Source organism: Mesorhizobium sp. BHbdii, from assembly GCF_053848045.1.
Genome location: NZ_JBSPKX010000004.1, coordinates 189,565 through 201,425, shown reverse-complemented (window position 1 = coordinate 201,425; position 11,861 = coordinate 189,565). Strand labels below are relative to the sequence as shown.

At 64.2% G+C, this 11,861-nt stretch carries 9 protein-coding genes; 3 read left to right on the top strand and 6 right to left on the bottom strand.

What is annotated here, in order from left to right:
* Positions 1-3: 3 nt before the first annotated feature.
* Positions 4-906 carry a LysR substrate-binding domain-containing protein gene (locus ACWTU8_RS21615; RefSeq protein WP_455849766.1) on the bottom strand — a complete coding sequence of 301 codons (903 nt, stop codon included), beginning with the start codon at positions 904-906 and terminating at the stop codon, positions 4-6.
* Positions 907-1,183: 277 nt separating this feature from the next.
* Between ACWTU8_RS21615 and ACWTU8_RS21610 the strand changes: the two genes are divergently transcribed.
* Genes ACWTU8_RS21610 through ACWTU8_RS21600 form a run of 3 tightly spaced genes read left to right on the top strand, consistent with a single transcriptional unit; the run spans position 1,184 to position 5,795 of the window.
* Entirely contained in the window at positions 1,184-4,117 is a 2,934-nt protein-coding gene (locus tag ACWTU8_RS21610; RefSeq protein ID WP_455849765.1) for a molybdopterin oxidoreductase family protein, read from the top strand.
* Positions 4,114-4,848: a 4Fe-4S dicluster domain-containing protein gene (locus ACWTU8_RS21605; protein WP_029356878.1), complete on the top strand. Its 735-nt coding sequence runs from the start codon at positions 4,114-4,116 to the stop codon at positions 4,846-4,848. Before ACWTU8_RS21610 ends, ACWTU8_RS21605 begins: the two co-directional genes overlap by 4 nt.
* Positions 4,849-4,859: 11 nt before the next feature.
* Entirely contained in the window at positions 4,860-5,795 is a 936-nt protein-coding gene (locus ACWTU8_RS21600; RefSeq protein WP_455849764.1) for a dimethyl sulfoxide reductase anchor subunit family protein, read from the top strand.
* 6 nt (positions 5,796-5,801) lie between these two features.
* Here ACWTU8_RS21600 and pdeM read toward each other — a convergent pair whose 3' ends face one another.
* From pdeM to ACWTU8_RS21575, 5 genes are all read right to left on the bottom strand, one after another.
* Positions 5,802-6,518: a ligase-associated DNA damage response endonuclease PdeM gene (gene pdeM / locus ACWTU8_RS21595; RefSeq protein ID WP_029356883.1), complete on the bottom strand. Its 717-nt coding sequence runs from the start codon at positions 6,516-6,518 to the stop codon at positions 5,802-5,804.
* Positions 6,515-9,037 carry a ligase-associated DNA damage response DEXH box helicase gene (locus ACWTU8_RS21590; protein WP_455849763.1) on the bottom strand — a complete coding sequence of 841 codons (2,523 nt, stop codon included), beginning with the start codon at positions 9,035-9,037 and terminating at the stop codon, positions 6,515-6,517. The genes pdeM and ACWTU8_RS21590 overlap by 4 nt, the downstream gene beginning before the upstream one ends.
* An 85-nt stretch (positions 9,038-9,122) precedes the next feature.
* Positions 9,123-9,983 (bottom strand): C40 family peptidase, encoded by an 861-nt coding sequence (locus tag ACWTU8_RS21585; protein ID WP_455849762.1) that lies wholly within the window; start codon positions 9,981-9,983, stop codon positions 9,123-9,125.
* A gap of 31 nt (positions 9,984-10,014) precedes the next feature.
* On the bottom strand, positions 10,015-10,365 hold the full coding sequence (locus ACWTU8_RS21580; protein ID WP_455849761.1) for a MarR family winged helix-turn-helix transcriptional regulator: 351 nt from the start codon (positions 10,363-10,365) through the stop codon (positions 10,015-10,017).
* 70 nt (positions 10,366-10,435) lie between these two features.
* Complete coding sequence (locus ACWTU8_RS21575; RefSeq protein ID WP_455849760.1) at positions 10,436-11,800, bottom strand: leucyl aminopeptidase family protein; 1,365 nt, start codon at positions 11,798-11,800, stop codon at positions 10,436-10,438.
* Positions 11,801-11,861 lie beyond the last annotated feature (61 nt).

Sequence of the window (11,861 nt, the reverse complement as noted above, 5' to 3'; positions counted from 1 at the left end):
GGCTTACCCCCGGACGGTTTCGTCGGCCCTCGCGCTCAGATGCACCTTGAGTGCCATCTGGGCCAGGCTTGCCTGCCGGTCACGATGCGTGATCATCGCGAAATCGCGCTTCGGCAGTTCGATTGGCACGGACCGCAAGCTGCCTTCGGCAACGGCTCGTTCGACGACGAGCCTCGAAATGATGGTGGCGCCGGCGCCGGCCTCGACCGCCTGACGAACCGCCTCGTTGCTCGGCAGTACCAGGAATATCCGCAGGTCCGCGAACGAGATCCCTTCGCGGCGGGCAAGATCTTCCAGCACCTCGCGCGTGCCTGATCCGCCTTCCCTGATGATCCAGCGGAACTCCCTGATATCCGGATGCCCGCGCGAGACTTCAACGATCTCGGGATGCGAATGCGCCACGACCAGCATCAGTCGATCCACATCGACCTTGGCGCGCCGCAATATGTCGGATTCAGTGCGCCCCTCGACCAAGCCAAAATCCGCCGTACCGTCCAGGACATTGGTCTCGACCTGCCTGGTGTTGCCGATGGTCACGCTCAGCCTGACGGTGGGATAGGCCTCGTGGAAGGAGGCCAGGCGGCGCGGCAGCCAGTAGCTGGCAATAGTTTGGCTGGCGGCGATCGAAAGGCTGCCGGTGATCGTCTGGGAAACGTGCTCCAGCACATTGTGAGCGGCAGCCGCCCGTTCGAGCACGGCCTTGGCCTCAGGCAGGAACCGGTGCCCGGTCTGCGCGAGCTCGATGTTGCGGCCGACCCGGTTGAACAGCCGGACGCCGTGCTGCTGTTCGAGCGAGCGGATGGCGGCCGACGCCGCCGACTGGGAAATGCCCAGCAGCTCGGCCGCCTTGGTCATATGCCCTCGCTCGGCGACAGCAACGAAGATCCGCAATTGGTCTAGGGTCATGAGAGAATTAAGAAACAAATTCGATTGAAGTTACAAGAGCAACTTGTTAGACGGATCGATTGCTTTGTTCTAAGTTTCCGAAAGAAATTGGAAAAATATCGCGGCCAGGCCGCAAAGGGTAGAATGTGATCGGGCGGTTAAAATCCCTGTTTGCCCATTGGACCCGCAGCCTACGGCGCCGGCTTGCCGGCGATCGCTATCATCCGGAAGAGCACTACATGCGCGGCCCCGGGCCGAAGACGAGAGGCAAATTCACGGCTTACAAAAGCACCGGATCATGAACCACCGAACGCTGCGCGGCGCCAATTCCGCACCGTCCCAATGGCCCCTTGCCGACACACGCGCGCCCGACGAGGGCGATGGCGTCGATACTTCGCCCGATGTCTCCGACAGCATCGCCAAGACCACCTGCTACATGTGCGCCTGCCGCTGCGGCATCGACGTCCACATCAAGGACGGCAAGGTCCGCTACATCAACGGCAACAAGGACCATCCGGTCAATCGCGGCGTGCTGTGCGGCAAGGGCAGCGCCGGCATCATGCAGCACTACAGTCCGGCCCGGTTGAAGAAGCCATTGCTGCGCACAGGTCCGCGCGGCTCGGGAGAATTTCGTGAGATCGAGTGGGAGGAAGCATTTTCCATCGCGACGGAACGGCTTTCAAGGATACGCCAGACCGATCCGAAGAAACTCGCCTTCTTCACCGGGCGCGATCAGTCGCAATCCTTGACCGGCTGGTGGGCGAGCCAGTTCGGCACGCCGAACTTCGCCGCCCATGGCGGCTTCTGCTCGGTCAATATGGCGGCCGGCGGGCTCTATACCATCGGCGGCTCATTCTGGGAGTTCGGCGAACCCGACTGGGACAACACCAGATACTTCATGCTGTTCGGCGTGGCCGAAGACCATGATTCCAATCCGATCAAGATCGGTCTCGGCAAGCTCAAGGCGCGCGGCGCCAAGGTGGTCTCGATCAATCCGTGCCGCACCGGCTACAACGCCATCGCCGATGACTGGATCGGCATCCGGCCCGGCACCGACGGCCTGTTCGTGTTTGCCCTCGTCCACGAATTGCTGAAGGCCGGCCGCGTCGACCTCGATTATTTGCTGCGTTACACCAACGCCCATGTCCTCGTCATCCAGGAGCCGGGTGCGCCCGATGACGGGCTGTTCGCGCGCGACAGTGACGGCAATCCGCTGGCCTGGGACAGGGCGGCGAAAGTGCCCATCAGCGCCACCGACACTGATGCAAAACCGGCGCTGACCGGCAATTTCCAGGTCGACGGCCACCGCTGCGTGCCGGTCTTCCAGCTCATCGCCGACCGCTATCTGCAGGAGAGCTATTCTCCCGATGCGGTTGCCGAACGCTGCGGCGTTCCCGCCGACACCATCCGCCGGATCGCCGCCGAACTGGCGCATGTCGCCTTCGACAAGGCGATCGAACTGCCGGTGGCGTGGACGGACTGGGCCGGTCGCCGGCACGAGACGATCAAGGGCCGGCCAGTGTCGATGCACGCGATGCGCGGCATCTCGGCCCATTCGAACGGCTTTCACTCTTGCCGCGCCATTCATCTGCTTCAGGTGCTTCTCGGCACAGTGGACGTGCCGGGCGGCTTTCGCTTCAAGCCGCCCTACCCCCGCTCGGCGCCGCCGGAGCTGAAGCCGGCGGGCAAGGACGTCAGGCCGATGACGCCGCTGGAGGGCATGCCGCTCGGCTTCGTCTGCGGGCCGGACGATCTGCTGGTCGATGATGACGGCGCGCCCATCCGTCTCGACAAGGCTTATTCCTGGGACTCGCCGCTCGCCGCGCATGGACTTATGCACACCGTCATCCGCAACGCTTGGGCCGGCGATCCCTACAAGATCGATACGCTGATGATGTACATGTCCAACATGGCCTGGAACTCGTCGATGAATACCGTCGAGACGATGGCGATGCTGACCGACAGCGAAGAGGCCGGAAACTACAAGATCCCCTTCATCATCTATTCCGATGCCTATTATTCCGAGACCGTGCCATTCGCCGATCTCGTGCTTCCCGACACCACCTATCTCGAAAGGCATGACTGCATCAGCCTCCTCGACCGGCCGATCAGCCATGCCGACGGGCCGGGGGACGCCATCCGCCATCCCGTCGTCGAGCCGGACCGCGACGTCAGGCCGTTCCAGTCGGTGCTGATCGAGCTCGGCGTGCAGCTCGGCCTGCCCGGCTTCGTCGATGATGACGGCTCGGCCAAATACCGCGACTATGCCGATTACATCGTCAATCATGAGCGCTCGCCGGGCATCGGCCCGCTCGCCGGCTGGCGCGGCAAGGACGGCGCCTCGATCGGTAAGGGCGAGGCCAATCCCGACCAGCTTCAGCGCTACATCGACAATGGCGGCTTCTGGCACCATGATTTTGCGGACGACCAGCGCTACTACAAGATGGCCAACCGCTCCTATCTCGATTTCGCCGAGAATATGGGCTTCATCCCGAAGGCCGAGCCGATCGTCTTCCAGCTCTATTCGGAACCGATGCAGCGGTTTCGTCTGGCCGCGCGCGGCCATGGGCGGGTGCTGCCGCCGAAGGCGGAGCGCAGCCGCATCGAGACCTATATGGACCCGCTGCCGTTCTGGTATGCGCCCTTCGAGGAGGCCGCTGTCGACCTCGAGAAATACCCGCTGCACGCGCTGACACAGCGGCCGATGCATATGTACCACTCCTGGGGTTCGCAGAACGCGTGGCTGCGGCAGATCACCAGCCAGAACCGGCTGTTCGTGCACAACCGGACCGCGGCCGGCCTCGGCCTTGCCGATGAGGACTGGGTGTGGATCGAGAGCATCAACGGCAGGGTCAAGGGGCAGATCAAGCTGGTCGACGGCGTCAACCCGGATACGGTGTGGACCTGGAACGCGATCGGCAAACGGCGCGGCAGCTGGGGGCTGAAGGACGACGCCGCCGAATCGAATCGCGGCTTCCTGCTCAACCATATCATCGGCGACCAGACCTCCGCCGATGCGAACGGCAAGCGCTATTCGAATTCCGATCCGGTGACCGGCCAGGCGGCATGGTTCGACCTGCGCGTCCGCATCGTCAAATGCGCTGCTGAAGAAGCAGGCTTCACCGAGCCGCAGTTCGAGCGCTTCCGGCAGCCGCCGCATTTCGAACCCTCGCCTGACAAGCTCAGTTTCGGGGCCGAGTTCCGCCGGGAAAGAGAAGCTGCCAGACCATGACCTGCCTTCCCGCCCATACCGACAAGAAGCTCGGCCTGGTCATCGATCTCGACACCTGCGTCGGTTGCCAGGCCTGCGTCACCGCCTGCAAGGAATGGAACACCGGCGGTCACATGGCGCCGCTGACCGACATCGATCCCTATGGCGGCGATGTCGACGGGGTCTGGTTCAACCGCGTGCACAGCTATGAGCACATAACGGAGATGGGTGGGCGCACGGTCAATTTCCCACGCTCCTGCCTGCATTGCGAGACACCGGCCTGTGTCACCGTCTGCCCGACCGGCGCCTCCTACAAACGGGCCTCGGACGGCATCGTGCTGGTCGACGAGGACAAGTGCATCGGCTGCAAATTATGCAGCTGGGCCTGCCCCTATGGCGCGCGAGAATTCGACACCGATGTTGGCGTGATGAAGAAATGCACGCTGTGCGTCGACCGTATCTACAACGACAATCTGGCGGAAGAAGACCGCGTGCCGGCCTGCGTCGCCGCCTGCCCGACCAGCGCGCGGCATTTCGGCGATCTCGGCGACCCGGCATCGGCCGTGTCGCAGCTGGTGGCCGAGCGCGGCGGCGTCGACCTGATGCCCGAACTCGGCTATCACCCGACCAACAAATATTTGCCGCCGCGCGCCCATACCACACGCGCCGCATCGGTGCCGGCGCCGGCGCTCGAAGCGGTGCGGGCCGAGGGCGGTTTCCTCGGCTGGGTCGACCGCATGCTTTCGAACTGATCCGCACATCCATGCATCCAGCTTTCTCGGTCGTCTTTTTCACCACCGCTACGGGGGCCGGTTACGGCCTGCTCGCGCTGCTCGGGGTGCTGGCCGGACCGGGGTTCGTCCCGCCTGACTTCTGGCTCGGCCTCGTCGGCATGGGGCTGGCGCTTGGACTGATCTCGGCCGGCCTGTTGTCGTCGGCCGGCCACCTCGGCCGGCCAGATCGTGCCTGGAGGGCATTCTCGCAATGGCGCAGCTCCTGGTTGTCGCGCGAAGGCGTTGCGTCGGTCGCGACCTTCGTGCCGGCGGGGCTGTTCGCCATGGGCTGGGTGGTCCTTGGCCGCACGGACGGCTGGGTGGCCGTAGCCGGGCTGCTGGCTGCGGTCGGCGCGGTCATCACCGTCTGCACCACCGGCATGATCTATGCATCGCTGAAGCCGATCGCCCAGTGGCACAGCCGCTATACCTTGCCCGGTTATCTCATTTTTTCGGCGATGAGCGGCAGCATGCTGCTCAACGCGCTGCTGCAGTGTTTCGGCATGGGCTCGACTATACTTCTGGCAGCTTGCACGCTGCTGACCTTGCTCGGCTGGGGCTGGAAGGTGGCAACCTGGCGATACAATGACAGGCTGGAAATTGCGACAACCGCCAACACCGCGACCGGGCTTGCCGGCGGTACTGTGCGGTCGCTGGAATGGCCGCACACCGAGGAAAACTACCTGCTCAAGGAGATGGGCTTTCGCATCGCACGCAAGCACAAGGCGCGGCTGCGCCAGATCACGCAAGTGCTGGCCTTCGCTCTGCCCCTCTTGCTGCTGGTTGCCGTGTTCGCCTTGCCATGGCCCTATGCGGCGGGGCTGTCGACACTCGCCGCAATCGTCCAGTTCGCTGGCATGCTGGTCGAGCGCTGGCTGTTCTTCGCCGAAGCCAAGCACACAGTCACCCTCTACTATGGCAGGTAGAGCAGCTCAGCCCGGCCTGAGCATCGCGTGGGAAATGGCGAAGATGCGCTCAGCGCCGAGCATATAGGCCATCAGCGTTTCGCGGCGGAACAGCCCGGCATAGGCGCGATCGAGCACATTGAGCGAGCCGGTATAGGCGCCGAAGGCCGGCATGATCATGCGGCCGCCATCGCCGGCAAAGCAGCGGCGCCGCACCGAGCGGCCTTGCTGCACGATGCGGGCGCAAGGGTGCAGATGGCCGGCGACCTCGCCTTCCACTCTCAATGCCGAAGGTTCATGCCGGAATACGAGAGAGCCTATGGCCAGTTCGCGCACCGTCTCGCCGGGCAGGTCGGCCGGCGCGTCCGGGTCATGGTTGCCGGCGACCCAGAACCAGTCGCGGCCGGCCATCAGTCCTTCCAGCCGCTCGCGAAAGCTGGAGTGCATGCGCGCGGCGCCGCCGCCGTCATGAAAGCTGTCGCCGAGGCTGACGACGATCGCCGGCTGATAATCGGCAATCACCGCCTGCAATCGGAGCAATGTCGCGCCGGTATCGTAAGGCGGGATCAACGTACCGCGCCGTGCCAGCGACGATCCCTTTTCCAGATGCAAGTCGGACACGGCCAGAAGCCGAAGCTCGGGAAAATAAAGCACGCCGCGCCGATCGCAGATTGCGCGCTCGCCGGCGATGCCGATACGATCGGCATCCGCCAGGGGCGCAGTCATGGCGAGCGCAAGTGTCATTTCGTCCCCATGGCCTCCTCGACCAGCGTTGCCGCATCCATCAGCAGCGTATCATCGGCCTCGCCATGCACCGGCATCTTGCCGATCTCGAGCATGATCGGCACGGCGAGCGGCGAGATCTGCTCAAGGTTCTTATGCACGATTCGTCCCTGGATACGCGAGAGCATCTCGGCAAGTCTGCTGACATCCAGCAGACCGGTGGCCGCATCGGCACGCGTCGCCTGCAACAGGATATGGTCGGGCTCATGGCTGCGCAGAACGTCGTAGATGAGATCGGTCGACACGGTGACCTGACGGCCGCTCTTCTCCTGGCCCGGATGACGTTTTTCGATCAGCCCCGAGATCAGCGCGCAATTGCGGAAGGTGCGCTTCAAGAGCCAGCTGCCGGCGAGCCAGGCTTCGAGGTCATCGCCCAGCATGTCCTGGTCGAAAAGTTCGCCGAGCGAAGGTTTCTTCACCCTGAACATCCTGCCCATATCAGCAAGCGACCATATGGCAAGTGCATAGTCGGTGGCGACGAAGCCGAGCGGCCTGGCTCCCGCCCTGTCGAGCCGGCGGGTGAGCAGCATGCCGAGCGTCTGGTGCGCCAGCCTGCCCTCGAACGGATAGGCCACCAGATAGTGCCGGTTGCCGCGCGGAAAGGTCTCGATCAGCAGGTCGTCGCGTTTCGGCAGCACCGATTTGTCGGCCTGGAAGCGTAGCCAGTCGGCGACCTGTTCCGGCAGCTTTTTCCATCGCTGCGGGTCGTCCAGCATGATGCGGACCTGTTCGGCGAGGTAGGTCGAAAGCGGAAATTTGCCGCCGCCATAATAAGGCACCTTGGCATCGCTGCCGGGCGCATTGGACACGAAGCACTCGTTCTCGCGGATGCCCTCGAAGCGCAGCACCTTGCCGGCAAACATGAACGTGTCGCCATGCGTCAGCGTTTCGAGGAAGGCCTCCTCGATTTTGCCGAGAACGCGGCCGCCGCGCGACGCGGACCCCTTGCTGCCGGCCTGGACGTAACGCACGTTGAGCGCCGGCACCTCGATGATGGTGCCGACATTCAGCCGGTATTGCTGGGCAACCCGAGGATTGGACACGCGCCACAGCCCGTCCTTGTTCAGGCGGATGCGGGCATAGCGTTCATAGTTCTTCAGCGCATAGCCGCCGGTGGCGACGAAATCGACGACACGGTCGAATGTCGGCCGATCGAGGCTGGCATAAGGTGCAGCCGTTCTTACTTCCTCGAACAGCGTATCTGCAAGGAATGGCGCGCCACAAGCGCAACCCAGCACATGCTGCGCCAGCACGTCGAGCCCGCCATTGACCAGCGGCGGCGTATCCTGGGCGCCGAGATAGTTGGCGTCGAGTGCCGCCCGGCATTCCAGCACCTCGAAGCGGTTGGCCGGGATCAGGATGGCCTTCGACGGCTCATCCATGCGGTGGTTGGCGCGGCCGATGCGCTGCGCCAGCCGGCTCGCGCCTTTCGGCGCGCCGACATGTACGACCAGGTCGACGTCGCCCCAGTCGATGCCCAGGTCGAGCGTCGAAGTGGCGACGATGGCGCGCAAGGCATTCTCGCCCATCGCTTTCTCGACGCGCCGGCGCTGGGCGACATCGAGCGAGCCGTGATGCAGCGCGATCGGCAAAGTGTCTTCATTGACCCGCCACAATTCCTGGAACAGCAGTTCAGCCTGGCTGCGTGTGTTGACGAACAGCAGGGTCGTCTTGTGTCGCTTGATCTCGCTGTAGATCTCCGGTGTCGCGTAGCGGGCCGAATGTCCAGCCCACGGCACGCGCTCCTCCGAATCGAGAATGGAGATCTCCGGCTTGGCGCCGCCGGTCACGACAATAAGTTCGGCCAGGCCGCCGGGTGGATGCTGGCTGACCAGCCAGCGCCGCAGTTCGTCCGGCTCGGCGACCGTCGCCGACAGGCCGATCGTCTGCAAGCCGGGAACAAAGGATCGCAGCCGGGCCAGCCCGAGCGACAGGAGATGCCCGCGCTTCGACGTCACCAAAGAATGCAGTTCGTCGAGCACGACGTAGTGCAGATCCTCGAAGAAGCGCCTGGCGTCGGGCGCGGCAATCAGCAGCGCCAGTTGCTCGGGCGTGGTCAGGAGAATGTCGGGCGGCGCCAGCTTCTGCCGCTGGCGCTTATGCGCGGGCGTGTCGCCGGTGCGCGTCTCGATGGTGACAGGCAGCCCGATCTCTTCGACCGGCTTGCCGAGATTGCGCTCGATGTCGACCGCCAGGGCCTTCAGCGGCGAGATATAGAGCGTGTGGATGCCGCGACGCGCCTGCCCCGGCTTTCTCTTTGGCCGCTTGGCCAGCTCGGTTAGTGAAGGCAGAAACCCGGCCAGCGTCTTGCCGGCGCCGGTCGGTGCGATCAGCAGCACCGACTGCCCGGCTTGGGCGGTCGCCAGCAAGTCGATCTGATGGGCGCGCGGCGACCAGCCCTTTTGCGCGAACCATTTGAGGAATGGCTCGGGCAAGTGCACGGCGGCATTCTGTTCGGCGAGGCTCGGCTGCTCTGTCACGCGCCAGAGGTAACGCGGCGGCGCGCAATCGCCAAGAAGAATCGGAACAAAAGGTGATCGAGTGTCTCCCTTCTCCGCTCTGGCGCTACGGCCGCCGAAACCCTGTCGGCCCGCCATAGAGATAGCCGATGCGGGCGACGGCTTCCTTGAACCCTTCACGCGAGACCAGCATGGTGTGGCCATTGGCGTGGATCATGGTCTCTGGGTCAATCATGATCGCAACGTGGCCTTTCCAGAATACCAGATCGCCGCGCTGCAGTCCGGCAAAGTCCGGACCAGGTTCGAGCGCCTCACCGATGGTCGTCGCCTGCATGTCGGAATCGCGCAGCACTTGCCTGCCGGCCATGTGCATCGCCAGTTGCACGAGGCCGGAGCAATCGATGCCGAAGCCGGAGGCGCCGCCCCACAGATAGGGTGTGCCGAGAAACATCTCGGCAACCGCGACATAGTCGGGGGCAGCCTCGGCGACAGGCCTGATATGGCCCGATATGACCGCCTCGCCGGACGGCAGCAGTGCATAGTGCGTGCCGCGCGTTTCGGCCGCGCCCGCCACCCTCACCGCCGATCCCATCGACAGCTGCCCGCTCAGCGGAAGCCGCAAATCCGGTCCGGGATAGAGGAAGGTGCGCGGCACCGAGACGAGATGGGTGGGCGCATGGTCCCGCCCGCCCAGCGCGGAGTCGGCGACATAGCCGACATAGCCGTCGCGCTCGGCCTGGATCCAGGCCCAGCCTTCGGCATCCTCGAAGACAAGGACGTCGTCGCCGAACAGAAGCTGGGTGTTGACGCCGGCATCCGGCCGCGGCTCGTTGCGGATATCGGCCACTGCGGCTGAAATCCGAGCTGGCCGCCCGGCGACGAAGCGATCGGCGGCGACCTCGCCTTTCAGCTTGGCATCGGCGAGATCGGAACGGAAGGCGTGAAGGCGGGCATCCCTGGCGGTCAAATCGGCAACTCGTTCAGAAGGACAGTTCGGGTCAAATGGGCAATTCCTGGGCCTTGGCGATGATAACATCGCCGAAGCGCTCGACAAAGAGAGCACCTTCGACGGTGCGCTTGACCAGCACGTTGCGCTTGTCGAGCTCGTCGCGATGGCGCGAAACCAGCTTCAGTGCGCCCATCGTGTCGAGCGCGCGGGTGATCACCGGCTTGGTAACATTGAGCCGGGCGGCGAGCCCGCGCACCGTGTGCGGCGGCGGGTCGAGATAGATCGTAAACAGGATTGCCGTCTGGCGCATGGTAAGGTCGGGTATATCGTCGCGCACCTGGGACAGCATCACCTGCTGCCACAGTCGCAAGGCCTGGCTCGGGCGCATGGAAATCGACATCCGACCAGAATGACGGCAAATTGTTTCGGTTCCGTTTCAGTCTTGAGACCTTCCTGTAGGACCGGAACCGTCAGGCGTGGCGTTTCGAGATAACCCTTTCCAGCGCTCGGATGCCTTGCGCCTCGCCGCCGGCGAGACCATACGGACGATCGGATGGGTTCCAGGCGAAGATGTCGAAATGCGCCCAGGCGGCGGTCTTCTCGACGAAGCGCTTGAGGAACAGCGCTGCGGTGATCGAGCCGGCGAAACCGTCTGACGTGACGTTGTTGATGTCGGCGATCTTCGACGACAGCTTTGCGTCATAGGGCTTCCACAACGGCATGCGCCATAGCGGATCCTCGACCGCGGCGGACGCAGTCGCCAGTTCGGACGCCAGCGCTTCATCGCCGGTGTAGAAAGGCGGCAGGTCGGGGCCGAGCGCGACGCGAGCAGCCCCCGTCAAGGTCGCCATGTCGATCAGCAGTTGCGGCTCGTCGTCGTCGGCCAGCGCCAAGGCATCCGCCAGCACCAGCCGTCCCTCGGCATCGGTGTTGCCGATCTCGACGGTGATGCCCTTGCGGCTCACCAGCACGTCGCCAGGCCGGAAGGCGTTGCCGGCAATCGAATTCTCGACGGCGGGGATCAGCACACGCAGCCGGATCTTCAGCCCGGCGGCCATGATCATTGAGGCGAGCCCCAGGACGTTGGCGGCGCCACCCATATCCTTCTTCATCAAGAGCATGCCCGAGGACGGCTTGATGTCGAGACCACCGGTGTCGAAGCAGACGCCCTTGCCGACCAGCGTCACCTTCGGGGCGTTCTTCGGCCCCCAAATCATGTCAATCAGACGCGGCGCGCCGACCGATGCGCGGCCGACCGCATGGATCATCGGGAAATTCTTCTTGAGCAGCTCGTCGCCCTTGGTCACCGACATTTCGGCCTTGTGCCTCCCGGCCAGCGTCCGAACCGCCTTCTCCAGCTCGTCCGGTCCCATGTCGCTGGTCGGCGTGTTGACCAGATCGCGCGTCAGGAAGACGCCATCGGCGATGCGGCGAACACGCGCCGCGTCGGCGCCGGACGGCAGCGAAAAACGCAGCGCCTTGCCGGGCTTTTTGCCGTAGCGGGTGAAGACATAGCCGCCGAGCGCCAGTGCAATGGACGCCAGTTCCGGTTCGGCGGGTGCCGAGGCGAAATGCCAGTCGCCTTCGGGCAAGGCTCTCGCCAGCCCGCCGATGGCAAGCGCGCCTTCGCCATCGCCCGTGCCGAACAGTGCTCCGGCAAGCGCGCCGTTTTCGCCGGGTATGAGCAGCGTCCTGCCGGCCTCACCGGAAAAGCCGTTGGCCTTGGCCCAGGCGAGCGTGGACGAGGCAAAATCCGCTGCATCCAGCCTATCCTTCGCCACCAGGTGAACCGGCAGCGCGGTCTTCAGTTTTCTCCCGATGAGTTCGACTGGCATTCGATGGTCTCCGGCTTCCGAGTCGGCGCTTTTTAACTGTCCGTTAGGGTTAACAGAATAT

Bases quoted from the DNA above. Each gene is read 5' to 3' on its own strand.
- ACWTU8_RS21615 (WP_455849766.1), bottom strand. From the start codon at position 906: ATGACCCTAGACCAATTGCGGATCTTCGTTGCTGTCGCCGAGCGAGGG.
- ACWTU8_RS21610 (WP_455849765.1), top strand. From the start codon at position 1,184: ATGAACCACCGAACGCTGCGCGGCGCCAATTCCGCACCGTCCCAATGG.
- ACWTU8_RS21605 (WP_029356878.1), top strand. From the start codon at position 4,114: ATGACCTGCCTTCCCGCCCATACCGACAAGAAGCTCGGCCTGGTCATC.
- ACWTU8_RS21600 (WP_455849764.1), top strand. From the start codon at position 4,860: ATGCATCCAGCTTTCTCGGTCGTCTTTTTCACCACCGCTACGGGGGCC.
- pdeM (WP_029356883.1), bottom strand. From the start codon at position 6,518: ATGACACTTGCGCTCGCCATGACTGCGCCCCTGGCGGATGCCGATCGT.
- ACWTU8_RS21580 (WP_455849761.1), bottom strand. From the start codon at position 10,365: ATGTCGATTTCCATGCGCCCGAGCCAGGCCTTGCGACTGTGGCAGCAG.
- ACWTU8_RS21575 (WP_455849760.1), bottom strand. From the start codon at position 11,800: ATGCCAGTCGAACTCATCGGGAGAAAACTGAAGACCGCGCTGCCGGTT.